22 protein-coding genes and 1 pseudogene are annotated in these 24,284 nt (G+C 39.3%); 7 read left to right on the top strand and 16 right to left on the bottom strand.

Going from position 1 to position 24,284, the window contains the following annotated elements; translation table 11 throughout:
• The first annotated feature begins 358 nt into the window (after positions 1 to 358).
• Positions 359 to 1,807, top strand: coding sequence for a glycosyl hydrolase (locus EHS13_RS17485; RefSeq protein WP_155701605.1), 1,449 nt, complete (start codon positions 359 to 361; stop codon positions 1,805 to 1,807).
• Positions 1,808 to 1,865: 58 nt separating this feature from the next.
• Here EHS13_RS17485 and EHS13_RS17480 read toward each other — a convergent pair whose 3' ends face one another.
• Both EHS13_RS17480 and EHS13_RS17475 read right to left on the bottom strand, forming a co-directional pair.
• Complete coding sequence (locus EHS13_RS17480) at positions 1,866 to 2,684, bottom strand: SDR family oxidoreductase (protein ID WP_155701604.1); 819 nt, start codon at positions 2,682 to 2,684, stop codon at positions 1,866 to 1,868.
• A 165-nt stretch (positions 2,685 to 2,849) separates the two neighbouring features.
• Entirely contained in the window at positions 2,850 to 3,461 is a 612-nt protein-coding gene (locus tag EHS13_RS17475) for a TetR/AcrR family transcriptional regulator (RefSeq protein ID WP_155701603.1), read from the bottom strand.
• Between the two features lie 215 nt (positions 3,462 to 3,676).
• Here EHS13_RS17475 and EHS13_RS17470 point away from each other — a divergent pair, with 215 nt between their 5' ends.
• Entirely contained in the window at positions 3,677 to 5,731 is a 2,055-nt protein-coding gene (locus EHS13_RS17470) for a transglycosylase domain-containing protein (RefSeq protein ID WP_155701602.1), read from the top strand.
• An 81-nt stretch (positions 5,732 to 5,812) separates the two neighbouring features.
• Here EHS13_RS17470 and EHS13_RS17465 read toward each other — a convergent pair.
• The 3 genes and pseudogenes from EHS13_RS17465 to EHS13_RS17455 all read right to left on the bottom strand — a co-directional run bounded on the left by EHS13_RS17465 (position 5,813) and on the right by EHS13_RS17455 (position 8,613).
• A pseudogene (locus EHS13_RS17465) lies at positions 5,813 to 6,326 on the bottom strand (formylglycine-generating enzyme family protein).
• Between the two features lie 92 nt (positions 6,327 to 6,418).
• On the bottom strand, positions 6,419 to 7,525 hold the full coding sequence (locus EHS13_RS17460; RefSeq protein WP_227013969.1) for an LCP family protein: 1,107 nt from the start codon (positions 7,523 to 7,525) through the stop codon (positions 6,419 to 6,421).
• 206 nt (positions 7,526 to 7,731) lie between these two features.
• A complete protein-coding gene (locus EHS13_RS17455; protein ID WP_227013968.1) occupies positions 7,732 to 8,613 on the bottom strand; it encodes an SPL family radical SAM protein in 882 nt (293 codons plus the stop codon).
• Positions 8,614 to 8,919: 306 nt separating this feature from the next.
• On the opposite strand from EHS13_RS17455, the gene EHS13_RS17450 reads away from it, so the two are divergent.
• Positions 8,920 to 10,629, top strand: a complete 1,710-nt coding sequence (locus EHS13_RS17450) for a DUF6583 family protein (RefSeq protein WP_155701599.1) — start codon at positions 8,920 to 8,922, stop codon at positions 10,627 to 10,629.
• A gap of 114 nt (positions 10,630 to 10,743) precedes the next feature.
• Positions 10,744 to 11,301 (top strand): NADPH-dependent FMN reductase, encoded by a 558-nt coding sequence (locus EHS13_RS17445; protein WP_155701598.1) that lies wholly within the window; start codon positions 10,744 to 10,746, stop codon positions 11,299 to 11,301.
• Between the two features lie 79 nt (positions 11,302 to 11,380).
• On the opposite strand, the gene EHS13_RS17440 is transcribed toward EHS13_RS17445, so the two are convergent.
• The 3 genes from EHS13_RS17440 to EHS13_RS17430 are packed head-to-tail and all read right to left on the bottom strand — an operon-like array spanning position 11,381 to position 12,748.
• Complete coding sequence (locus EHS13_RS17440; protein ID WP_155701597.1) at positions 11,381 to 11,698, bottom strand: NIPSNAP family protein; 318 nt, start codon at positions 11,696 to 11,698, stop codon at positions 11,381 to 11,383.
• 34 nt (positions 11,699 to 11,732) lie between these two features.
• Positions 11,733 to 12,140, bottom strand: a complete 408-nt coding sequence (locus tag EHS13_RS17435; RefSeq protein WP_227013967.1) for a VOC family protein — start codon at positions 12,138 to 12,140, stop codon at positions 11,733 to 11,735.
• On the bottom strand, positions 12,140 to 12,748 hold the full coding sequence (locus EHS13_RS17430) for a polysaccharide deacetylase family protein (RefSeq protein WP_155701596.1): 609 nt from the start codon (positions 12,746 to 12,748) through the stop codon (positions 12,140 to 12,142). The genes EHS13_RS17435 and EHS13_RS17430 overlap by 1 nt, the downstream gene beginning before the upstream one ends.
• Before the next feature lie 188 nt (positions 12,749 to 12,936).
• On the opposite strand from EHS13_RS17430, the gene EHS13_RS17425 reads away from it, so the two are divergent.
• The gene (locus tag EHS13_RS17425; RefSeq protein ID WP_155701595.1) at positions 12,937 to 13,137 is read left to right on the top strand and encodes a hypothetical protein; all 201 of its coding nucleotides are present in this window, start codon (positions 12,937 to 12,939) and stop codon (positions 13,135 to 13,137) included.
• Positions 13,138 to 13,179: 42 nt separating this feature from the next.
• Here EHS13_RS17425 and EHS13_RS17420 read toward each other — a convergent pair whose 3' ends face one another.
• From EHS13_RS17420 to EHS13_RS17410, 3 genes are all read right to left on the bottom strand, one after another.
• Positions 13,180 to 14,367 carry a chromate transporter gene (locus EHS13_RS17420; RefSeq protein ID WP_155701594.1) on the bottom strand — a complete coding sequence of 396 codons (1,188 nt, stop codon included), beginning with the start codon at positions 14,365 to 14,367 and terminating at the stop codon, positions 13,180 to 13,182.
• Between the two features lie 95 nt (positions 14,368 to 14,462).
• Positions 14,463 to 15,242: a YheC/YheD family protein gene (locus EHS13_RS17415; RefSeq protein WP_155701593.1), complete on the bottom strand. Its 780-nt coding sequence runs from the start codon at positions 15,240 to 15,242 to the stop codon at positions 14,463 to 14,465.
• A gap of 2 nt (positions 15,243 to 15,244) precedes the next feature.
• Positions 15,245 to 15,997 carry a YheC/YheD family protein gene (locus tag EHS13_RS17410; RefSeq protein WP_155701592.1) on the bottom strand — a complete coding sequence of 251 codons (753 nt, stop codon included), beginning with the start codon at positions 15,995 to 15,997 and terminating at the stop codon, positions 15,245 to 15,247.
• Positions 15,998 to 16,356: 359 nt separating this feature from the next.
• On the opposite strand from EHS13_RS17410, the gene EHS13_RS17405 reads away from it, so the two are divergent.
• Complete coding sequence (locus EHS13_RS17405) at positions 16,357 to 18,276, top strand: terpene cyclase/mutase family protein (protein ID WP_319633429.1); 1,920 nt, start codon at positions 16,357 to 16,359, stop codon at positions 18,274 to 18,276.
• A 23-nt stretch (positions 18,277 to 18,299) separates the two neighbouring features.
• Here the strand turns inward: EHS13_RS17405 and EHS13_RS17400 are convergent, their stop codons facing one another.
• The gene (locus EHS13_RS17400) at positions 18,300 to 18,713 is read right to left on the bottom strand and encodes a VOC family protein (protein WP_155701590.1); all 414 of its coding nucleotides are present in this window, start codon (positions 18,711 to 18,713) and stop codon (positions 18,300 to 18,302) included.
• Between the two features lie 130 nt (positions 18,714 to 18,843).
• Between EHS13_RS17400 and EHS13_RS17395 the strand changes: the two genes are divergently transcribed.
• A complete protein-coding gene (locus EHS13_RS17395) occupies positions 18,844 to 20,463 on the top strand; it encodes an alpha-galactosidase (protein ID WP_155701589.1) in 1,620 nt (539 codons plus the stop codon).
• A gap of 19 nt (positions 20,464 to 20,482) precedes the next feature.
• Here EHS13_RS17395 and EHS13_RS17390 read toward each other — a convergent pair whose 3' ends face one another.
• Genes EHS13_RS17390 through wecB form a run of 4 tightly spaced genes read right to left on the bottom strand, consistent with a single transcriptional unit; the run spans position 20,483 to position 24,111 of the window.
• Positions 20,483 to 21,187 (bottom strand): glycosyltransferase family 2 protein, encoded by a 705-nt coding sequence (locus tag EHS13_RS17390; RefSeq protein ID WP_162463146.1) that lies wholly within the window; start codon positions 21,185 to 21,187, stop codon positions 20,483 to 20,485.
• Positions 21,188 to 21,192: 5 nt separating this feature from the next.
• Positions 21,193 to 22,044 (bottom strand): dTDP-4-dehydrorhamnose reductase family protein, encoded by an 852-nt coding sequence (locus EHS13_RS17385; RefSeq protein WP_155701587.1) that lies wholly within the window; start codon positions 22,042 to 22,044, stop codon positions 21,193 to 21,195.
• A complete protein-coding gene (locus EHS13_RS17380; RefSeq protein ID WP_155701586.1) occupies positions 22,041 to 23,027 on the bottom strand; it encodes a polysaccharide biosynthesis protein in 987 nt (328 codons plus the stop codon). Before EHS13_RS17380 ends, EHS13_RS17385 begins: the two co-directional genes overlap by 4 nt.
• On the bottom strand, positions 23,020 to 24,111 hold the full coding sequence (gene wecB, locus EHS13_RS17375; protein ID WP_155701585.1) for a non-hydrolyzing UDP-N-acetylglucosamine 2-epimerase: 1,092 nt from the start codon (positions 24,109 to 24,111) through the stop codon (positions 23,020 to 23,022). Before wecB ends, EHS13_RS17380 begins: the two co-directional genes overlap by 8 nt.
• Between the last annotated feature and the right edge of the window lie 173 nt (positions 24,112 to 24,284).

Genomic DNA, 24,284 nt, shown 5'->3' with positions numbered 1-24,284 from the left:
GAAAAAAGTCTATTTTCATATATCGCTTAATCTAGCTAGCTAACTATTAATTTACCGCAACTCTTTTTTGATAATATCTTTTGTTATTTAACAAATACCAACAGTTAATTAACAATCTAATCTATAACTAAAAAAAATACTGTCGAAATACACAGTCGAATAACCACTTCCTTTGTCGAAAGTGGCTTTTTAGTAACATTTACCCATCACTTGAGGTAAAAAACTCTCATTTGAGAGATTTAAAAAATTGTTTATGATTTATTCGAATCTGTAATCTAGGTTACAGATAGTGACAAAGTCCTGTGATAAAATGCCTGTAAATTGATTAATTATTTACAAAAACGGAGGACTAAAAGTCATGAAAACGAAGAAAATCCATTTTACGCTTGCATTTATTTTAGCTTTTCAGCTCTTTTTTACTGGCGTGATGTTAAATGGAGTAAAACAAGTCTATGCAGCAACCGGGCCAGTTAACCCCAATGAAACGACGGAAGCAAAGGACCTTTTAGCCTACCTTTACGCTCTTCAAGGAAAAGGCATGCTAACCGGTCAGCATGAATACATTGAAGCACCAGATGTATATGCCGAAACTCTTAAAACATTGACTGGTAAATATCCAGCAGTGCACGGCTATGAAATAGGGGGAATTACAGGACAAAGTGACACAGTGCTTGCAGACCAACGGCAAAAGGTCGTCAACAGCGCGATCAATTGGTCCAAAAACGGTGGTATTGTTACAATGATGTATCATGCGAGTTTCCCAGGAGCCTGTCAATGCTGGAATCAAGTACAGCGAACTGCGACCCAAGCTGAATTTGACAAAATCGTTACCCCAGGAACTATTGAATATAATCTGCTTATCAGCGATATGGATAAAGTAGCTGTTTTCTTGAAGCAAATGAAGGATGCCAATGTACCTATTCTTTGGAGGCCTTACCATGAAATGAACGGAGGATGGTTCTGGTGGGGACAAAAAAATAACTATGCGAAGCTATGGAATATTATGTATGACCGCTATGTAAACTACTTTCATCTAGATAATTTGTTATGGGTCTGGAATCCCAATGCTCCTAATTCCACAGCTTCTGATTATGCCTCCACTTACCCAGGCAGCAATAAAGTAGACATTTTGGCGGCAGACATTTATAACAACGACTATAAACAAAGCCATCATGACGGACTAATTGCCCTTGGAGGCGGAAAACCGATCGCGATAGGTGAAAATGGCGAGCTTCCGAGCATGGCTACCGCTACTACTACACAAAATAAATGGGTATGGCAAATGACATGGGGGAAAATGCTTAATGAAAACAATACGAACCTGACTGTACAAAATTTCTTCAACCATCCCTATGCATTTACGCGTGACGAAGTAAAAATCCCTCCCATAGTTTTAACAGGACCACCGATAGCACCTGTAAATTTGGTTTTACGCAAAACTGCAGTTGCCTCGAGTACAAGCTTTGGCGATACAGCCTCGAAAACAGTAGATGGCGATGCAGTAACAAGATGGCAAAGCGGATATTCCGATAAGGAATGGATTTATGTCGACTTAGGGAAAAATTACAATATAACCAGTGTCGCAGTTCAATATTTAAACCACCGCGCCCGAAATTACGATGTACAGGTTTCCACTGATGCTATCAACTGGACCACTATAAAAACGGTTGTTAACGGACTCGGTACACTAGATGAATTCAAAAACCTTCAATCTCAAGGACGATATGTGAAATTAAATATGACATTGCGGTCAAGCCCTACTTACGTTTATAACGTACAAGAAATCAAAGTGTATGGAACAGAATAACAAAACAGCCTTCTTCAAGATAATTGAAGAAGGCTGTTTTGTTTAAAATAAAGCAAGATTACTCAAAATTCTTAGCCACAGTACTCAAATATTCTTCAATGGGTACTGATTTTCTAAGTTCCATTAATCCCTTGCCCATATCGCCTACTAATGTACGGAATTGATTGCTTTTTCCTGTTGCTAAAGAATCAATCACATCTACAATATCCTGAGGATCGCCTAGATGACTGCTATCTCTATTTTCCATAAGAAGTTTAATTTTAGCCGTAATCGCATCATAAGCTTTGATGTTTTCATCCGTATTCCACGTAATGTTATCACCAAAATTGTTTCCAGAGGATCCGCCTTGCTCCACTAATCTGAGCTCAATATTAAGTGGCTTTAATTCATAATAGAGACCTTCAATTAAACCTTCCAACGCAAATTTAGACATATTATAAAGAGAGCCAATTGGTACAGCAGTGGTCACGCCCATAAACGAACTAATGTTAATGAACATTCCCCCACGGTTAGCTCTGAAGTGCGGTAAAAAAGCTCGAATTACATTTATAGGACCACGTACATTAACAGCATATTGATTGTCGATTGCTTCCTCGGTTGCTAGTTCCAATGCTCCATAAGTACCCATCCCGGCATTGTTAACTACAATATCAATTTTGCCAAATGTAGCAATGGCTTGTTCTATCGCCGTATTCACCTGTTCCTGTTTAGTAACATCTAACTTGAAAACTTTTATATTGCTAATCTGCGTAAGCTCCGTTTCTTTTTCTGGAGTACGCATTGTAGCCGCTACGTTCCACCCTAGCTTTGCAAAATGTTTAGCTGTCAGCTTGCCTAACCCTGAACTCGTACCTGTAATAAAAATTGTTTTTGCCATTTTTATTTCTCCTTTTATATGTGAATTATGAATTATTAAAATAAAAACTAATCGGAAACATTCCTTACTAGTATTGCCTTCTCCTTTCATTTCTAACTTATCACTTTTATTGAGTGAATGTTCATTCATAATGAATAAAAAAACTTCAAAGGTAATCTACTTACTTTATACCTTTGCAGTTAAATTCACAGACCATTTATCTTTGCTAACCGAGTTCCAGCAGGAATGAATCGCAATATCAATCACTTCTTCTGTCAGCTTATTATTGTTATATAACTGGCTCTTTATTAAATACACCATCATGCCGTAATGCATCTGAACTGTCAGCCGTGGCGGGCTGTCGATAAACAACTGCTGTTCCATAGCTTGCTTGTATAACTCTGCCATTGGACGGCACCAGTTATTATCGTAAACTGTCTGTTTCGTTTCATCGTAAATATACGGCGAGAATGAATATTGTTCAAGAAACTGAAACGCTGGCAAATTATTCAAACTTACCCTAACAAGGTTATCCCATACCCGGAGAAAACGCTCTTGAATGGATACCTCATCATAAAAGCCATTCAATAATGAATCTGTGTAGAAATCGGCTATTCCTTTGAACAGTTCATTAATTATATCTTCCTTACTGCCAAAATTATTATAAATACTGCCTATCGGTATGCCAGATTCCTTGGATATTACAGACATAGATGTTGCCTGCAGTTCCTTTTGGCTAATCATTCGAAGAGTTGCATCCAACACAGATTTTTGAACGGTTGTGTACTTTTCGAACATACGACCATAACCTCCGTTACAGAATAGTTAGTTTATTGATAAATGGTAAGTCAATCAGAATGAATGATCATTCACTAGATTTTATATTACATTCTGTCATTCATTTTGTCAAACAAGCATTTCCATGTTTCATTGTTATATAATAAGTTTATTACCTATTAATAAAACTTACCCAAAAGGTGAGTTTTTTAGAGTGCAACTTAGAAAGGAACATCATGACCACTACAAAACTAGTTAAATCCCTTTTCCCTCAACGAAAGTGGCTGCGCTGGCTGCTAATCGCTTTCCTCTCTTTTATCATGCTTGGTGTGATTTTTGCCATTTGGTTTTCAATTTGGTTTGCCCAACTGAACATATCAAAGCTTGCAGAACCTCTTCCACTACCCACATTGATTTATGATAAAAATGCGAAGCTAATATCCCAGCTTTCTTCAACGAAAATAGAAGCAGTTACCCTTTCAGAAATCCCCCAACAGCTGCGTGACGCTGTGATAGCCACCGAAGATCGCAGATTCTATGATCATTCTGGAGTAGATTTACGCTCTATCCTTCGAGCCCTTTGGCGTGATTTGCGGTCTGGCGGCCTTGTTGAAGGTGGTAGTACAATTACACAACAACTAGCTAAAAATATGTTTCTGCCCATGGATAAAACGTTTGGTCGAAAACTTAAAGAAGCAGCCTATGCGCTAAAAATCGAAACCTCCTATTCAAAAGACGAAATACTTGTACTCTATTTGAATAGTATTTATTACGGAGAAGGACAATGGGGAATCCAACGAGCTGCAAAAACTTATTTCGGGAAGAATACTAAGGATCTCAATTTAGTAGAAAGCGCAACTTTGGCAGGACTTCCCAAAGCACCTAGCAAATATAATCCCCTACGCAACAAAGATGGCGCATTGAATCGCCGAAACATCGTCCTGTCTTTAATGAATGAACAAAAAAAAATCTCGGATACTGATTTCAAATTAGCTTTTTCAACTCCACTTCTTTTGGCTGCTCAAAACCAAGAAATCGCTAAACAAAGCTATCCTGATTTCATTGACGCAATCTTGTCAGAGGCAACAGAACTTTATGGTTTTACGGAGGGGCAATTATTAACTAGTGGATTGAGTATTTATTCATCTGTAGAACCCAAGATACAACTAGCAGCCGAATCCGTATATGCAGATAATCAATTCTTTCCGGAAAGTAAGCCTGATCAGTTGATTCAAAGTGGTACAGTGATCATTGATCAACATTCGGGTGAAATTCGCGGAATTGTCGGTCATCGCGGCGACGGTGTTTACCGAGGGTTTAATTATGCTACAAAATTAAAACGACAGCCTGGTTCAGCATTTAAACCATTGTCCGTTTATGGACCTGCCTTAGAGCAAGGCTATACACAAGATTCCATGCTTTCTGATAGTGAAATTAACATTAATGGCTATCAACCAAGGGATTATGATCTGCAAAATCGAGGTCAAGTTACACTCAAGGAAGCAATATCACGTTCCTACAATATCCCCGCCGTATGGTTATTGCATGAAATTGGGATTGATACAGGAATTAATTTTGCAACGAGAACCGGCATTACATTAGCTAAGGATGACCGAAACCTCGGAATTGCGCTAGGTGGAATGTCTGAGGGTACCTCTCCACTTCTTATGGCCCAAGCCTATACTAGCTTTGCCAACCTTGGAGATATGCATCCTGCACATACTATTGTCCGAATCGTTACAAGTTCAGGACTTGAATTAGTCAATAACGACTTTACTCTTGTGAAGGTTACGTCACCAACTGTAGCTTATACGATGACTACTCTGCTGCTTAACGTTGTTGATGAAGGGACAGGAAATGCAGCTGCACTGGATCGACCGACAGCTGGGAAAACAGGTACAACTGAGCTTCCCGATACTGCCGAATTTAACGGTATTGCCAGTTCAGGGGCCGTATCCAAGGATGCTTGGTTCGTTGGCTACACCCCAGAGCTTACAGCTGCAGTTTGGATGGGTTATGAGAAAACTGATAAAGATCATTATTTAACTTCAGGATCTACAGCAGCGGCAAAAGTTTTTAAAGAAATCATGTCTCGAGCTTTGCTAGATCAACCCATTGTACCATTTTCAGTTCCCGCTGATTTTACCATTACTGATAAAGGCAAAGATGAAGACAAGCATGATGAAAAAGACAATAAAGACGATAAAGATGATAAAGACAAAAAAGATGAAAAACCTAATAAACATGAAAATAAACCAAGAGGAAATCATGGTAAAGGCAAGGATAAATAGTAGTTAATATAAAAAAAGTTTTACTTAAAGTAGTTTTTAGTTACTTCGAGTAAAACTTTCTTTTTATTGAATTTATAATTCTTATAATAAAGATCGAGCGAGGCGGAATCCAAGGTCGTCGATGCTTAAAGTTGGGTGGCTGCGACGCCGACACGAAACCCCACATCCTCTGGCTTCTTCAGCCCAGCTGCCACCGCGAAAAATGCGGTAAGAGCCATATACTTTCTCATCATATAAATCCCAGCACCACTCCCAAACATTTCCCAACATGTCATACAGCCCCCATGCATTCGGATCCTTTTTTCCTACTTCATGCGCTAGGCCATCTGAATTTTCGTTATACAAGGCAATCTGATCAATTTCTCCGTATCTATATCCTGTAGATATTACAAAAAGCAACCGCATCATTCCAAGAAATATTCACAGCTGGCTTTTGATCTCCTTCATAAAGATTAGATGTTGTATTTGTAATAGCAGAATATAGTTCCCTAGTTACAGGATACTGGGCAAGAAGAAACGGTCTTATTTCAACTTCCCATCTCCTTTTTGTTCTATCATCTCTTAATTCTATTCTGCCACCTGAAATTTTAATCATTGGATTACCCTTTATTGTATTTTTCAACACTCCTATTCCATAAAAAATGCGCTGGTAAGAGGGCTGTTTCCTGCTCTACCAACGCTTCGCTATTAATGCATATAGTGTTCTCGGATAAAGTCTGGAGGTATCTCAATTTCTGGTGCTGGTTCCCCAGGATATGTACTCATAATATCTGCAGGGTTCATAGTCAAGTCGGAAGTCAAACCAGCTTGGGTACGAAGTGCATTGAAAGCGACTGAAACATCATTTTCCATTAGATAAATGTAAGGATTATCCCACCGGCTAGTTAAAGGCATAGTACGGATCTCTTGTGGCTTAATATCTGAAAAATGCAAAATCCAGCTGCGCAGCTGATCGGCGGGAATATCCGTTTTAACATGATCGCCGATGATTTCTAGAATATTGCCCCATTGTGTGATGCCGCCGAGCGATGTCATTTCATTGAGCATTCCACTGAGTACTTGCTGCTGACGGCCATTACGGGCAATGTCCGACGATTCATCCGTACCCATGTTGGACTTGCGGTATCGGACAAAATCAAGTGCCTGTTTGCCATTCAGGTGTTGAAGTCCCTTTTTCAAATTAATATTCGTTCCATCCGCAGTATCGACATATCGCATGTTCATATCGACATCAATATCTAAGCCGCCTAACGCATCAACAATTTTACGCAAACCGTCAAAATCGATCACGATCATATAATCAAGCGGTAAATCGAGCAACTCAGAAAAAAAGCTCTTTGTATTGCTAATTGCCGTATCCTTATCTTTAGCATAATAATGGGCGTAGTAGTAATTAATTTTGCGTGCTTCCAGTTCTGCAGGCTTAAGCTGGACATCGCGGGGAATGGAAACAAGTGTGGACAGCTTCGTGTCCATATTCAGGCTCCCGAACATTAGAACGTCCGAATTCATCGTGCCGCCGCTTCCTTCACGGTTATCCACCCCAGCCAAAACAAATGTGAATGCATTTGCTTTCTTGACTTCTACAGGTTGAACTTCCTCTGTCACTTCCGGCACTACATTAGTTTTCAGAACTGATTTCAATTTAACTTCGGATTTTGGGGCGGCAATTTTTTCAATTGCTGCATCCGCCTTTAAATACATATACCCTGTGAAGCTGCACACCCCTATGATAACGACTGAAAGAATCGATACAAGGACGATAAGGATGATTTTACGCGTTTGTTTTTTCATTTTGAACATGGTCATGATTTCCTCCGTTGTTAACAAAAGGCTATTTAGAAATGTATCTAGATTCGCCGCCAATTAGGTATATTAGTAGAAATTTCAAATATAGTCAATATTCAATTAATAATGACAAATATTAGACGCAAGAAAGGCTCAATAAGTTGCAAAGTATATCAAAAAAAGTATATGTGTGGGAATTAATATTTGTTCCATTAGTCGTCGAACAGGCTCATCTGGACAGCCGACTGAGTTGGAGCTTGATAATATGGCATATTTGTTGATATTCCATATCTAGAGCAAAGTTCATTGAATTGATGCTTCAACTCCATCTCTCGTTCCGAACGGCACTCGTAAGCATTGCCAAACGTTCGCCTATATCGATCACTTAATCCAGGGAATTCCCCATCCAGCTTGTTAAAGAAATAATCCCTTTGCCTGTCTCGCAATGTGACCCCGAATGCAGCAACAATATGCTTAACACCAGCAGCAGCTGCTTGATTAACAATCTGATCAATATTCTCGGGATTATCCTCAAGAAAGGGAAGAATCGGCATCATCGTAATGCTCGTAACAACACCAATCTTTCCAAGTTCGGCCAATATCTTGAATCGATCCGTCGACGTAGGTGCATGCGGCTCTAGCTTTCGCGCCAAATCATCGTCTGCAGTAGTGATCGTAACCGCTACCGAAGCATATTTGCGGGATAGCTGCTGCAAGATATCGAGATCGCGCAAGATGAGATCGCTTTTAGTCGTAATATGGACAGGAAACCTAAATTCAGCTAGAATCTCTAGCGCATGACGCGTCATCTGCAGCTTTCGGTCCATCAAAGTATATGGATCGCTCATCGAACCTGTGCCTATTGTCAACGATTTGTTTCGTTTCGAAGCCAATTCTCTGCGTAACAGCTCCAATGCATTCGTCTTTACCGTAACATTATGAAAGTCTTCAATTCCGTACCGCTCACTGCGAGAATCACAATAAATGCATTGAATATCGCAACCGCGATACAGGTTTATCGTATAATTAACCCCAAACCAGCCAGCAGGATATTTGTTTGGAGTAAGGATGCCTTTAGCTGTTACAGATTGCATGATTGCCTAATACCTCCATTAGATACCTTGTTTCCATATTGACTAATAACAAAAATGCATTTACATTACCTCAATCATATGCTTGCAAAGGTAATGTATAACTCAACATTTTAACAGACGTTTGTATATAGTACTATGAATTAAGCGATTTTTCGATGGGAAGCTTGAAAGACTGGTCAGTCAACAAATGATACTTCTAATTAAAAAGTGTTTACGAATATTAATAAATGGGTTAAAGTGGAATTCGACTTACAAATTCATACATAGCCTATCAAAAACTGACATTATTATTAGGAGGAATCATTTATGACATCTATTCAAGACAACTCTGTTTACACAGTACCTACACACTCATTCCCACGGAAGAAGCGCCCTATGCGGTTAATTTTCAGTATTGTGCTGATTATTGTGATTTTAGTCTTAGGTTCAGTAGTCGCATACGCCAAGTTTGATGTATTCAAAAGCCCCAAAACAATCTATCTGCAATCCGAATTAAACTCTTTAAGCTCTGCCGGAAGTTCTTTCGGTTTTTTGAAAGACAAGTTTAATAGTGAGGTCAACCCACTACTGAAAGGCCCACAGCATTATACGGTTGATATCTCCAAACTCAGTGTTGATTATACAGATCAACAAGATGAGCAAATACAAGGTATTTTAGATTTAATTAATAAAATCAACCTATCATTTGATATACAACAGGACGGTAAGAGTGGTAATTCACTTAACAAGCTAATATTGAACGTGGATAAGAAATCCGTCCTTACTTTTGAAATGGCCTATAATAAAGAGCAGCTTTCCATCCATATTCCCGAAATTTATGAAAAGTATGGATATGTTAATCTTAAAGATTTAGATTCATTAGAAAATGACCTTAGTCTTGAAAACATGCCCAAAAAAATATTAACTACTCAGGATATAATAGATGCTATTTCGATTAAGCCAGAAGAACTGACTGATGTACTAATGCCTTATGCCAAGTTATATGCCAGCTCCATTAAACCAGAGCAGGTAACATTAAATAAAGACAGCCAATTGGTCGAGGGTAGCACCTCTATCCCTGCTCGTGAAATAACCGTCACTTTAACTCAAAATGATCTTACACGAATTTCAAACAGTTTTTTGAGTAAGATGCTTGCGGATACTACTCTTCAAGACCTAATCTATACTCGCATAAAGAATGTTATCCAACTGATTAATGACTCCGGTTATGCAATTGATGAAATCAGTAAATCTGAGTTTTTAGAGAACTGGAAGCAAAAGATCGTAGATATGCAAGATTCAATTGAAGATAATAGTTTAGTTGATGGAGCTACCATGGTGTTATATATTGACGGAAACCACCGAATTTTAGAGCGCAAATTTGCTTTTAAAGTAAAGGACGAAGATGATATAACATCTTCAGTAAACCTCAATATAGGCAGCTGGACGGATGAAAGCTCTCTAACTAATTCGCTCTTTTTCTTGCGCGTTAAAGATAGCGATGGTGAAGATGGAGAATTTAAACTAGTAAATAAAGCTAATAGTAATGATAAGGGCAGTAAAGGAAATCTTAGCTTAAACTTTAAGGTCACTGACTCTGATATCGATGATGTCGACTTTAATGCTGAAGTCGATTACGATCTGCTTAAAAGTAAAACGGAAGATAGTGGAACTTATAGCTTTAAGATAGATGTTCCGGGCGATGGCGAGGATGCTGGTTCCATTAAAGGAACTATCACAACAGCGACCACTAAAACAGGCGATTCCAGTGAATCTAATTATGATGTAAATATTAATTTAAAGGATTTTGAAGATAATAGTTCCGTTAATAGCGTTAAATTTAAACTTCATTCTAAACAAGAGCCTATTCAAGAAGTTAAATTACCGGTTATGACTGCAGATAATTCGTTTGATTTTGTGAAAATTAGTGATGAAAATCAAGGGGATCTGCTTGAGGAATTATTAAATGGAATGCAAGCTTTCATAGAGGAAAATACGGAATTGTTGCAATCTTTTGGATATGGAGATTCCTATTAAGTAAACTTTAATTATAACCGATATTTCGCTTGTTAAAAAAAGAAACAATCGGTTATGATTTCTATGGAATGTCTATTTAATTTAAATACTAGTATCATACTGGAGGAGATTATCTTGTTAAAAATTGCAATCATAATTGGCAGTACACGACCAGGCCGCAGAGGTGAAGCAGTCGCACAATGGGTGCATGAGATAGCCCAAAAACGTAGTGACGCTATATTTGAAATCGTCGATATCGCAGATTTTAATTTACCATTATACGATGAACCTAATCCGCCTATGTTTGCGAAATATACCAAACCACATACCTTGGCATGGTCAGAAGCGATTAATTCTTATGACGGTTTTGTCTTCGTGACGCCCGAGTATAATCATGCTATTTCCGGTGCACTCAAGAACGCGATTGATTTTCTGTTTAATGAATGGAAAAATAAAGCGGCTGGCATCGTCAGCTATGGCGGCGGCACAGGCGGGGCGCGTGCAGCAGAAAACCTGAGACTCATTTTGGGAGAGCTGCATGTTGCTGATGTTCGAGCTCAGGTCACCCTTTCACTCTTTACGGATTTTGAAAATTTCAGTATTTTAAAACCCGCACCACGCCAAGAGGCAAACGCCAACACCCTTTTCGATGAAGTTATCGCCTGGAGCGGTGCATTAAAACCGTTGCGTTAAACCACCAGCAGATTACCTAAATAAACAAACCGTTAAATGTATACAACCATTTAACGGTTTGTTTATTTTTGCACTTAGATCATACTTTGAAAAAATCAGCGCGATGCATGTAAATTTCTTGGACATCTTTAACGATGGGACCGCTTATCTCCGAATTAGTTTTTGCTTCAATCCATTCCGGATCTTCTCTAAAAGCATTCCACTCCGTATCGCGCTCCTCCATATCTTTATATTCCATAATGTAATAAAGTTTGGGCTCATTATTAGCATCTAACCAAAAATCATAAACCTTCAAACCTCTTCGTTTGAAAATGCCAAAAGTATGATCTGCAAACCGATTCTTGATTGCGTCCATTCTGTCTGGGTACATGGTGTAAATACGAAGCTCGAATAACATAGTTGTCCACTCCTTATTTTTAATGTTTCGTTCCTTACATGCTGTCTACTTTCTTGCCTATCTCCCAATGATAACCAAACGGATCGACTATACGGCCAATTCGCCAACCATACTCTTCCAATATGGGATTTATTATGGTTGCGCCAGCTGCAACAGCCTGATCAAATACAGAATCTGGATCTTTGACAGTCATAATCATTCGGATCGAACCACGACTAGCCATTTCAGGCGTGAATTCTGGATCCTCACTTATCCAAAAATTAGCCCCGTTGACGGAAAGCTGAGCAAGCTCTAACTTGCCATTATCGTTCTCAAGTCGATATAACTCTTGTGTACGGAATGCTGTCATGTAATATTCTGCTGCCAACTCGGAGCTGCTAACCGTAAGCCATACTGCTATTTCGGTTTTTTGTATATCTGACTCAGGAGTTTGCATATTCATTATAGATCCTTTAATTGGAGCAGTTCGCTAACAGTCACGAGCTGATATCCTTGAGCAAGCAGCTCAGGTACTAGAATTTTAATTGCAGCCAGCGATTGTGAGCGATCGCCAAAGCCATCGTGAAACAGAAGGATACTGCCATTTCGGATGTAATCTCGCGTTTTATCCAGAATAAATTCAACTCCTGGCTGCTCCCAATCTTTCGTTTCGACGTTTAAGGCTCCAATTGATAGGTAAGTAAATTCTTTTATGACATTCTCTAATTCATCGTTCGATTGTAAAAAAGGGGCACGAAATGTTCTTGGTTTTTCTCCTGTAATTTGCGCAATGAGCTTATCTGTGCGATCTAGTTCTGATTTTTGCTGAGTTTGATCTAACTCGGTAAGGTTAGGGTGGGAATAGGTATGATTTCCAAGTTCGTGCCCTTGTTCATGAATCAATTTGGCGATTTCCGGATATAGCTCTAATTGCTGACCTATCGTATAAAAGGTAGCTTTAGAGCTATATTCCTCAAAAGCAGCGAGAAATTGCGGTGTATATTCTGGATTAGGTCCATCATCAAAGGTGATTGCAATTACCTTCTGATCCGTAATAACTTCAGCTAGCATAATAATAACTCTCCCTCCACAAACTCAGATATATCTCTATATTAACTCTACTGGCTGTTAATTTAAACCATTGTCGAAATGTTTCATAATTCGCCAACGTGAATCGACATACTTTTCAATTCTTATCTCCTATAATCATTAATATAGTTAAGCAGTTGTTTAAAATAAATCTTTGAAGGAGAATGGAAATGACGATGCATAAAAATGAAATTGGCTTGAATAGTCAAACATTAAGCAGTTATGACCCTTTAATTTGGAGAAAAGATGTACATGTAGTTTCGCAGAAATTTCCACAGCACCTTGTTTCAGATTCCGGTAAAGCGGGAAATTCGGAGAATAATGTTGAAAATATGTTTTGGACAAATGTATATTCAAGAACCCGCCCTTGAGAATCAAGGGCTTTTTTGTCTAATCTCTGTGTAGTATATTACTCATATTTGGCTTAATAGCACCCCGCCTGCTAGACCTGCAAGGACAACTACCCACGGTGGAAGCTTCCAGAAAACAAGCATGACAAACAGTATGGCTGCAAGTGCATAGTCAGCTGGCATTTTTATTGCTGTCGTCCATAAAGGATTGTAAAGTGCAGCTAATAGAATTCCAACTACCGATGCATTAATCCCTATTAATGCTGCCTGTACATGAGCGTTTCTACGTATAGAGTTCCAAAAAGGCAAAGCCCCTATAATGAGCAAGAAGGCTGGAATGAAAATGGCAATTGTTGCGATTACAGCTCCAAAAACACCCTTTGCCATAGTCCCTAGATAAGCAGCAAACGTGAACAAAGGGCCGGGAACTGCTTGGGCTGCTCCATACCCAGATAGAAAGTCACTTTCGCTTACCCAGCCTGTTGGCACAACTTCTCTTTCTAAAAGCGGTAAAACGACATGCCCCCCGCCAAATACAAGCGACCCCGAACGATAAAAACTATCAAACAAAGCTAACCATCCATTGGAGATTATACCACTCATAAGCGGTAGCCCAATCAAAAGTCCGACAAATGCAATCAGACAGGCAATCGCAGCCTTGCGACTGATTGGAACCCGAATACTCGGAGCCTCCACAATTTTCGTTTTTCGAAATAACCATAAACCTAATCCCCCGGCAATAATAATTACCAGCACTTGGCTAAACGCGGTCTGCCACAACAGTATGATAGAAGCTGCAATAATTGCGAAGGAAGCTCTCGTCTTATCAGGTGCGAGTTTTTGTCCCATGCTAAGAATGGCTTGAGCAACAATCGCTACAGCAACAATTTTCAACCCGTGAATCCACCCCGTATTGCTAATATCTAATCCTTTTAACAAGTAAGCAAACAAGACTAGAAGGATAACTGATGGCAGTGTAAAGCCGATCCAAGCGATTATTCCTCCCCAAAATCCAGCACGAATTAGACCAATACCAATGCCGACTTGACTGCTGGCTGGACCAGGAAGAAGCTGACACAAGGCTACAAGCTCTGAATAACTGGCTTCGTCCATCCACTTTCGCTTACGTATGTATTCATTATGAAAATAACCTAGATGAGCAATCGGTCCACCGAATGAGGTCAGCCCAAGCTTGGTTGAAACGATCCAAATCTCTAGCAGCTTTTTAAATTTACTGGCAGGCGGATTCATCCTTACAGCTCCCTTTTCAACTCGTTTTTCTAATTATGACACTTAAACTTAAAATGAGCTATCCATTATGAAAACTGGATAGCTCATTTATAATTCTACGCTCTCTTTAGCTGCTTAGCATAACGATATATTTTATGAAATGTCGCTTTATCCTTTAATTGTTTAAAAATATAAAGATCAGGATTTGTATTTACTTCAATGATCCATGGGGTTAACTTCTTGTCTACTCCCACATCTACCCCAAGCATGTTGAGTTTCGGATATTTATGGCTCATTGCTCCTGCTACATCTTTACCAAATTTCTTCAAGGTTTTTTTGTATTTCTTTGTTTTTCTAGCTGTTAAATGCGATTTAAAAATCTTTTTAAAGCTCAAAGGTGTTCCTCCATTATGATAATTGGTGACAATTTTTTGAGGATGAGCGGCTCGCCCAATAATACCGGTTGTTTCCCATTCCTTTTCTGAATTTCTTTGCACCATTATTCGCAAATCAAACAAGCGATTTTTATGCTTCAATAAATGTATCCCTTGCTGCGCAATATAGGGGCGTTTAACCTTACTTTTTTTAATTTTTCGATATAAAGCACTGACCGAGGGAAATTTTCTTTTCTCTTTGCCTTGTTGATATTTATATGTTTTTTTACCATTACTTTTGAGCTTCTCTGCACGAATTACCCCTCTGCCAGCAGTTCCATTAACAGGTTTTAAATAAATCATTTTAAACTCCTTCAACATGGACTTCAATACCCGTTTATTTAATTTTCTTGTTTTCGGGATATATTTTCTTATTAATTTATTTTGTAATAATACTTTAGTTTTACTCCACTTGCTTCCTACGTACTGACCTCGCTTTATCAACTTTTTGAATTTTTTCATGCTTACCTCCGCCCTTTTGCTTTCAAGTATTTGGCACGTGTGCGTTTAATTAAACGATATATGGATTTATCAGGTAAGCGTGCAAATAATCCGTGTGACGGAAAATCAAAATTAACTTCAATCAACCATAATCGTCCGCGTTTATCCACAGCATAATCAATTCCAATTTGTGAGCTATACTTGTAACGGTTAAATCTTTTACAAATGCGGTAACTGGTCTTAATAAGCTTACGCTTAAGCTTTTTTCGTTTTCTGGCTGCAGGAGCTACAGATTTCTTCAATGCTTGCCCTACGGTTATGGCATACCCTCCGCCTCGCCGAATATTGCTAATAATGCTTGATGGCCCCATCACTTTGGCGAGCATACCTATATAGGTCCATTTGTCCTGTTTATTTCTCATCATCATGACTCGAATATCATATGAACGTCCGCGATAATGGGCGAGCGGGATTGTTTTTTGAATAATATATGGTTTATTCCGCGTTATTTTCTTAACTTTTCTAATCAATTTCTGGACATTAGAAAACTTATGCTTACCTTTATTGACTCTAACCAGCTTGTATTTCTTCGAAGTCTTAACTGCTTTCATAATGCCTTTTCCCATATGCTCCATATTCGGTTTAATATAGACGGATCCATAACGCTTTATAAGCTTACGAAGAGATGCTTTGCTTAAAACCTTTGTTTTAGGCAATAAGCGTCGAATTTTGCGATCCTTCGAGTAGAATGTATGTAATCCCCATTTTCCAGGCATATCTTTACCCTCTCCCCTTATCTGGCGTGAGCGCTAACACCATATTTTATACACATAGTTTGGAGGGGGAACGGCTATATTCTAAAATTATTTTCTTTTGATATTGATTTTTATACTGCATGGAATCTTTGTTGATGAGCATTGGCAAACCATGATAAAGCCTGATGGGCTAGTAGCCATCCAGCCATGCAAATGACTTGGAGATTGCAAATCATTCGTATATAAGGTTAAATGTTGTCCTATTCATAATGTGCCTTAGCTAAATTCAGCAAACCACAGGTCATGAAGTTCAATTTTCATACTTAAGAATGAACAACGCCAAGAATGCGTATGTATGAAAAAGGCAAGGTGAGATGAAAATGATAAGGAAACAGGTTCAACAAGCCCTTGAATATTTAACAAATGATCTAATCAAGAAGCAATCCGCGGATGGCTCCTGGCGTTTCAGCTATGAAAGTGGTGTGATGACAGACGCCTATATGATAATTACATTACGGACCTTGAAGATTGATGATGAGTTATTGATTCGTGCGCTACATCATCGTATTAGTACTAAGCAAGAGACTAATGGTGCTTGGAAAGTATATCCCGACGAGCAGGAAGGAAATTTATCTGCAACGGTCGAAGCCGTTTTCGCCCTGTTGTATTCCAAATATAGTCAGCCCTCTGATCCGCATATCCAGAACGCCAAACATTTTATTGAAACACATGGCGGGATATCTAAAATAGATAGTCTAATGACCCGAATCATTCTTACCTGCTGCGGACAAAATTTATGGCCTTCCTTCTTCCCGCTCCCCTTAGAATTGCTGCTAGTCCCCTCAATTTCACCTGTGAATTTCTTTGATTTTTCCGGATATGCCCGCGTTCACCTCGCTCCGGTTATGCTGCTGGCAGAAAAACGATTTATCATCACTAATGAGCGAACTCCTGAGCTTTCAAATTTATTTCGTTTGGATCCTTCCTTACTTGATCTGCCTGAACATAGTCAACGATCTAATTCGATTTGGAATGAATTGAATTTAATTATGGATAAAGTGACTTCACTGCCAGACCAGCTTCATCAAAAAGCCCTTCACAAAGCGGAGCAATTCATGCTCGATCGTATTGAAGCCGACGGAACCTTATATAGCTATAGCAGCGCTACTATTTTTATGATTTTTGCGCTGTTATCACTTGGCTACGATAAACACCATCCACCAATCGCACGCGCTGTTCAAGGCCTCAAGTCACTCCAATACCATACTGATGGCACCATCCACATTCAAAATTCATCATCAACTGTTTGGGATACTGCTCTTATCAGTCATGCCTTACAGCAAGCGAACTTATCCTGTAAACATCCAACAATTCAAGCTTCAGGCCATTATTTACTTTCAAGACAACACGACAAATTAGGTGATTGGAGTCAAAACGTTCGCAATCCGGTTCCAGGTGGCTGGGGATTCTCCGATATTAACACCTTAAATCCCGATGTCGACGATACGACTGCCGCTCTAAGAGCCATACATAACTTGGACGTTCCTAATCTAACCTATCGTAACGCCTTTAATAAGGGACTTCAATGGATCATATCGATGCAAAATAAAGACGGAGGCTGGCCTGCATTTGAGAAAAAAACGAACAATCCCATGATGACCCTACTCCCTTTTAAAGGAGCAGCTGCTGCGGCCATTGATCCGTCAACCGCGGATTTAACAGGGCGTACTTTAGAATTTCTGGGAAAGGAAACGGGACTTACCTCCCGCCACTCTTTTATTCATAAAGCAGTTAGCTGGTTGCAGGAACATCAAGAAACGGATGGTTCTTGGTATGGTCGTTGGGGAATTTGTTACATTTATGGCACATGGGCTGCTTTAACTGGCATGATAGCAGTCGGAGAAAACCAGGATCAGAGTCATATTCGCAAAGGTGCGGAATGGTTGAGCAGTATACAAAATTCCGATGGTGGCTGGGGTGAATCGTGCTCAAGTGATCACGTGAAACAGTATGTCCCGTTACATCAATCTACTCTTATTCAAACTGCTTGGGCAGTCGATGCATTGATAGCCTGCTATCCGATAATGAATTCAACAATTATTAACGGCATTAATTATCTCCTAAACAACTTAAATAAATTAAACCAAGAAGCTTACCCAACAGGAGCTGGATTACCTGGCCAATTTTATAGCCGTTACCACAGCTATCCCTATATTTGGCCATTGCTAGCACTTAGTCATTATAAGAGTAAGTATGAAGATACGATTGGCAGCCCAGTGGAACATGAGAATAATTGTTGATGAAAAAGAAAAAACTCACTTTATCAGTGAGTGGGCATCATACTCATATCCATATACAACACATTCCATCTGTGTCCATCCAAGTCAGCAAAAACGCAGCCGTACAACCAGCCCTTACCTTCAGGCTTACTATGTATAATCCCTCCAGCTTGCTCCGCTTTGATGACTATTTCATCAACCGCTTCTCTCGATTCAGCATCAATAGAAAGCAATACTTCGGTCGATAAACTCGTATCTGTAATCTCATTTCTCGTAAAGCTCTTGAAAGTAGCCTCTGGGAAAAGCATGATCATAAAATTCTTTTCTCCAACAATTAAGCCGGCTGCATCCTCACTGTTCTCATGTCGCGGATGAAAGGAAAATCCTAGCTTGCTGAAAAATTCTTTTGATTTCTTAAGATCCTTCACAGGAAGATTCAACCAGATTTCTTTAGCCATCTTAATCACTCCTCTATAAATGATTTGATCTACTTATATTACCATAAAATGAAATTTATCAGGCGTAGAAAATTCATTTTTTCTCATAGGATTTGGATGAAAATCACTCAAGGGGAGTAAAATAGCCTAAATGAACAAAAAGGAGTTTAACCTTGCTATGCACAAACGCACGATTTCGGGTCGATTGTTGGTAATTGTTATTATTATTTTCACTTTCCTTACTACAGCTTTTAACCCTTCGAGAATTGTGGCAAGAGATAGTGCATTTACCCGATCAGGAACTGGACCTTTATATTGGATAAGCTATGAATATCAGTACGATAATGATACTTTCTTACCTTATAGCCGATGGTTAGCCAATGTAAATTGGTTTGCGCAAAATTTCATGCCTTATGGGTATCAGATGGTTTCAACGGATGGCTGGATTGAAGGTGCGACCCAAACCAATCAAAATGGTTATGTTCTGAGCCATAATGATAGCTGGCTCCCTGAGCACTCATGGAATAAGGTTACTCAAGAGGTAAATGCGCTTGGCTTGGATATGGGGGTCTACTATAATCCTTTATGGGTAACGCAAGCGGCAGTCAACGATCCAACGAAAAAAGTGATAGGCACTTCAATTAGTATTAAAGATATCGTTGCTCCAGGTGACTTTTTCACAGGTAATCCAAATCCCTCGAAGCACCCTTATTGGGTGGATGTTACTAAGGCCGGAGCTGAGCAATACATCAAAGGATATGTGGATTATTTCAAACAAATGAATGTGAAGTTTTTGCGGATTGATTTTCTTTCTTGGTTTGAAACAGGCACAGATAGTGATAAGATCGTGGGAATTTCTCATGGATCAGCTAATTATGAAACAGCCTTACGTTGGATGTCTGAGGCTGCAGGAGATGATATTGAGCTTAGCTTTGTTATGCCCCATCTTAAAAATCATGCTGCCACCGAACTCAAGTATGGAGATATGATCCGGATTAACGAAGATGTTTTTGCAGGTGGTTGGGAGCATCTTAGCGGCAGAAGACAAACCTCTAAAGCGGTTTGGTCGCAATGGGCGAATACTTTTCAAGGATTAACTGCTTTCTCCGATATTAGCGGCCACGGCAGCATGGTGCTCGATACGGATTTTCAAAGATTACGAAAGCTAAATAATGATAATGAGAAACAGACATCCATCTCACTAAGTATTATGGCAGGTGCACCAATTGCTATGGCAGATCAATATGATACTCTTGCTCCAGCGGACTATATCTTTTATCAGAATGAAGAGCTGCTTGCATTAAACAAACAAGGCTTTGTCGGCAAACCCCTTTACAAGAATAAAGCAGCCTATCCGATCAATCAAAAAGACAGCGAAAGATGGGCTGGGCAGCTGCCAAATGGAGACTGGGTGCTCGGTTTATTCAATCGCAGCGACTCATCAAAAACAGTGAAAGTTAATTTGCTTAAAACATTTGGATCCATGGATGCCTTCTCGGTAAGAGATCTTTGGGGTGGAACTGAGCTTGGTTTAATATCCGTTTATAAAACTACTTTGGCACCACATGCAGTAAAAGTCCTTAAGCTAACCTCACCTTATCGCACAGGGAACTACTATAATTTTTCCAATCCATCCAACATTAATTCCAAAGCTCTCCATCAACAACCTATCCAAAAAACCTCACCTATCCGAAAATATGGTTTTGGCTTGCTCATTCTTCTAGTTATTCTTCTGATATCCACTTTATTAGTTAACAGAAAACGTAGTTGAAGGGGGCAGTCGTCCCAGCTTAAAGAGTTCCAATAAATTGACTCAGCTTGGATTGATAGCTGGTTTGGAGAGCCTTAATTTCATGTTCAATATCCGTTCGATGTTTTCTTGACCCCATTTGCGGATGATCGCGATATTTAACTAAGGTTTTATCAATAAATGATAACTCATAGCCTGCCAGCATTATACGCATCCACAAATCATAATCATGGGTATAACGAAGGGATTTATCAAACACTCCGCTAATTTTAAGCATTTCCTTGCTCATCATGACCGTACAGCCGTTAATTGGATTTCCCAGCAGGAAGCTTTCTGCAAGCTCCCGTTTGGAGTTTACTCGCTGCCCATAAGAAGCAGCTATTACATTATTAGCCGCGTCAATCACATCCCAATTAGTAAAACTAAACGAAACCTGATATTTAAGCATGTAATAAAGCTGGTCTTCCACTTTATTGGGGTAATAAACGTCATCGGAGCTTAGCCAGGTGACATACTCTCCTGTGGAATTTCGAATCGCTGCATTCAGTGCATTTCCTGTTCCGGCATTATATTGATGGATATATTTAATTCGGGAGCGAAAAGGCTGCAATTTATCCAAATGTAAGGTTGAACCGTCGTTGACAAGAACAATTTCGATGTTGGAATAAGTCTGGTTTAGCGCACTTTCAAGTGCTTGATCAATATAGGGACAATTATAAAAGGGAATAATAATTGAAACCTTCACCTGATCTACCTCCATTCCCAATTCATCTGAATGGGAGAACTCATCCAATTTAGCAGCTCAATCATTTGCTGCTTATATACTGGAATCTCATAATGAAAGTCTTTACGAGTATTTACTAGAGTTCGATCCATAATGACAGCCCCTTCCGTCTCCAATTTAATATCCTGAATACTGAACGTTTGCTGAAAGTGCTTCAGCAGCTCGAGCTTGCTGATCTTCTCTGGTGAAACTAAATGAAGCAAGCCGACAATAGGATGCTGGATAATATAATGAATCGCTTTTGCAAGCTCAATGGTTGTTAAACCGTTCCACATCACATTTGAGAAACCTTTGACGACTCCTTGCTGCTGCAGAAACCAATGTAATAATCCAATACCATTCCCCCTAATTTCAGGACCAATAATGGAAGTCCGAATGGTTAAATGATTCTCATGAATGACTTCTCCAAGCGCCTTGGTCCGGGCATAAGTGGAAGTACCGTCGGGTCGATCCGTTTCTGTATAATCGCCTCGCATTCCTGAGAATACACAATCGGTGCTAATGTGAATCAATATGCTTCCAGTTCTGTCCGCAATTCTCCGTAATTCATGAGGAAATAAACCGTTTATTCGATAAGCATCCAATTTATTCTTAGCCGCATTATCATTCAACAAACCAATACAATTGATAATTACATTGGGAGACACCGCTTCAATGATTTTCTCTACCATTATAGAATCGCTAGCATCCATATATAATCCAGTTGCATGGCGTTTATCCCGAGTTGTAAAACTAACATTGTAATCCGTACATTTGGTGAAATATTTCACCATCACATGTCCAGCCATCCCATGACCACCCAGAATCAATAACTTCATGATATAAAACCTCCAAGGAGAAGCATGCTTTTAATTTCATTAATACTCATTAAAGCGTCGTTTGAACTATAATTTTTAAATGAAACTTGTGGATATGGGTAATAAAATGCCTGTAAGTCTGGGATGTCGATCGTAGGTAAAATGACTAATAATTGTTCGTCGTAAACAACTGTAGATTGGCTTTCAAATTCGGTATAAAGGATCTCATGGGTTTTTTCACCTGGACGAATGCCAAGCTCGATAAATTCGACTGTTTTTTCACCCGATGCTTCAACTAGTACTTGTGCCAGATCGATAATCCTGCAGGCTGGCGTTGCCATTACGAAAATCTCTCCTCCTTGACCTATTGCAGTTGCTTTTAATAGGAGATCTATGGCTTCTTGAATATTAAGGAAAAACCGCGTCATAAGTTTATCTGTAATCCCAATCTTACGTTTTTCCTTAATTTGTTTAATAAATAAATGCATGACACTCCCGTTGCTTCCTAGAAGATTGCCACCTCTAACACAGATAAATTTTGTATCTGAATTCTGCAGGTTTGCAGATACAATCAATTTTTCACCCATTGCTTTCGTCATTCCGTAAAAATTGGAAGGATTGGCAGCTTTATCAGTGGAAATAGCCACTACTACCTTTACTTTATTCTTAATCGCAGCATCAATAATATTCTTGGTCCCGATTACATTCGTTTTTAAAGCCTCAAAGGGTTGATCCTCACAGACAGGAACATGCTTTAAGGCTGCCAAATGAAAAATATAATCGACTCCTTTACTTGCTCTAGTTACCTCATTTAAATCCCTGACATCCCCAATGCAGAATTGCAGGTGAGGATTATTAAAGGCACGCTCCATTTTCACTTGGTTGTTCTCGTTTCTTGAGAATACAATGATTTTCAATGGATTCAATTTCAGCAACTGGCTTACTAACTCGTACCCCCACGATCCCGTCCCACCTGTTACCAGAATAATTGAGCTATCAAACATCGCACTTGCCTCCCAGTAAAAATTTGATCACCTTATCAGAAACATTCGTATCGAGATATCCCTCCGGACAGCACCAATCTGTCGGTAGCTGGACCATTAGTTTAGTGGCTGCTAGTATTTGTATTCCACCAATACCTGCAACTATATTGCTTCCACAATCAACGGTTTCTGGCCTTTCCGTGCTGTTACGCATCGTAACCGTCGGCACATGGTAAATACAGCACTCCTCTTGAACGGTACCACTGTCTGTCAGCACACAAAGTGCGTGTTTCTCTAAGTGCGCAAAATCAAAAAATCCAAACGGCTCATGAAATTCAATTAAAGGATGAATAGTCGTCGAAAGGTTTTGCTCAATGCGTGCACGAGTTCTTGGATGAACGCTGAAAATAAGACGAAGCTGATACAATTCAGCAATCAAATTCAATCCATTGATAATTTCTTGCAAGCGCTGTGGATGATCTACATTTTCTGAGCGATGAGCCGTAACCAGAAAATAGGATCTAGCTTTAAGGTTAAGTTTATTTAATAGGGTGCTAGAATCTATTTGCGGCTGATAGTGCTGCAGCACTTCGTAGATAGGATTGCCTGTCAGAATGATCCGCTGAACAGGAACCCCTTCACTCAGTAAGTTTTCTTTACTTTGTTTGGTATAAGGCAAGTTATAGCTTGAGATGGCATCTATTACTTTTCGATTCTTTTCTTCCGGCACTTCGAGATTGAAGCAGCGATTTCCGGCTTCCATATGAATAACAGGAATACCCATCCGTTCTGCTAGAATGGCGCTTAGGGCACTATTCGTATCACCTAATACCAGCACTTTATCGGGTTTCTCCTGTAGTAGGATTTTTTCTATTTCACGAAACATCATCGATAATTGACCGCCAAGTGATTGAAATTGATCATTTAACAGATAATCGGGATCTCTTAGCTGCATTTCTTGAAAAAATAAACGATTAAGAGAATGGGTATAGTTCTGTCCAGTATGAATCAGAATGGGATGGTCCGCATATAGGTTTAATTTATTAAGAATAAGGCTCAATCTAATTATTTCAGGACGAGTCCCTAAGATTGTTGCAATTTTCAATCCCCACGCCACTCCCTTTCAGTTTCTCGTATTTTTTTCATAAGATAGGACATTATATTAGAATAATTAACTATACGGCACCATATATGTCCACTACGATTGGTCTAAATAACCACAAAGATCAACATTTCCACAACAAAAAAGCAAGCTGCCAGGGCAGCTTGCTTCTCATA

The sequence above is a fragment of the Paenibacillus psychroresistens genome, assembly GCF_009728935.1.
GTDB classification, from domain to species: domain Bacteria; phylum Bacillota; class Bacilli; order Paenibacillales; family NBRC-103111; genus Paenibacillus_AC; species Paenibacillus_AC psychroresistens.
The sequence above is the reverse complement of the archived record's forward strand: the minus strand, read 5'-3'. Positions and strand labels throughout refer to the sequence as shown.

Excerpts from the sequence above, each read along its gene's own strand:
- EHS13_RS17405 (WP_319633429.1), top strand. The coding sequence starts at position 16,357 with ATGATAAGGAAACAGGTTCAACAAGCCCTTGAATATTTAACAAATGAT.
- EHS13_RS17435 (WP_227013967.1), bottom strand. The coding sequence starts at position 12,140 with ATGAATATGCAAACTCCTGAGTCAGATATACAAAAAACCGAAATAGCA.
- EHS13_RS17420 (WP_155701594.1), bottom strand. The coding sequence starts at position 14,367 with ATGAATCCGCCTGCCAGTAAATTTAAAAAGCTGCTAGAGATTTGGATC.
- EHS13_RS17395 (WP_155701589.1), top strand. The coding sequence starts at position 18,844 with ATGAACAAAAAGGAGTTTAACCTTGCTATGCACAAACGCACGATTTCG.
- EHS13_RS17380 (WP_155701586.1), bottom strand. The coding sequence starts at position 23,027 with ATGTTTGATAGCTCAATTATTCTGGTAACAGGTGGGACGGGATCGTGG.
- EHS13_RS17450 (WP_155701599.1), top strand. The coding sequence starts at position 8,920 with ATGACATCTATTCAAGACAACTCTGTTTACACAGTACCTACACACTCA.
- EHS13_RS17460 (WP_227013969.1), bottom strand. The coding sequence starts at position 7,525 with ATGAAAAAACAAACGCGTAAAATCATCCTTATCGTCCTTGTATCGATT.
- EHS13_RS17430 (WP_155701596.1), bottom strand. The coding sequence starts at position 12,748 with ATGCTAGCTGAAGTTATTACGGATCAGAAGGTAATTGCAATCACCTTT.
- EHS13_RS17425 (WP_155701595.1), top strand. The coding sequence starts at position 12,937 with ATGACGATGCATAAAAATGAAATTGGCTTGAATAGTCAAACATTAAGC.
- EHS13_RS17470 (WP_155701602.1), top strand. The coding sequence starts at position 3,677 with ATGACCACTACAAAACTAGTTAAATCCCTTTTCCCTCAACGAAAGTGG.
- EHS13_RS17485 (WP_155701605.1), top strand. The coding sequence starts at position 359 with ATGAAAACGAAGAAAATCCATTTTACGCTTGCATTTATTTTAGCTTTT.
- EHS13_RS17455 (WP_227013968.1), bottom strand. The coding sequence starts at position 8,613 with ATGCAATCTGTAACAGCTAAAGGCATCCTTACTCCAAACAAATATCCT.
- EHS13_RS17475 (WP_155701603.1), bottom strand. The coding sequence starts at position 3,461 with ATGTTCGAAAAGTACACAACCGTTCAAAAATCTGTGTTGGATGCAACT.
- EHS13_RS17440 (WP_155701597.1), bottom strand. The coding sequence starts at position 11,698 with ATGTTATTCGAGCTTCGTATTTACACCATGTACCCAGACAGAATGGAC.
- EHS13_RS17385 (WP_155701587.1), bottom strand. The coding sequence starts at position 22,044 with ATGAAGTTATTGATTCTGGGTGGTCATGGGATGGCTGGACATGTGATG.
- EHS13_RS17415 (WP_155701593.1), bottom strand. The coding sequence starts at position 15,242 with ATGAAAAAATTCAAAAAGTTGATAAAGCGAGGTCAGTACGTAGGAAGC.
- EHS13_RS17410 (WP_155701592.1), bottom strand. The coding sequence starts at position 15,997 with ATGCCTGGAAAATGGGGATTACATACATTCTACTCGAAGGATCGCAAA.
- EHS13_RS17480 (WP_155701604.1), bottom strand. The coding sequence starts at position 2,684 with ATGGCAAAAACAATTTTTATTACAGGTACGAGTTCAGGGTTAGGCAAG.
- EHS13_RS17400 (WP_155701590.1), bottom strand. The coding sequence starts at position 18,713 with ATGGCTAAAGAAATCTGGTTGAATCTTCCTGTGAAGGATCTTAAGAAA.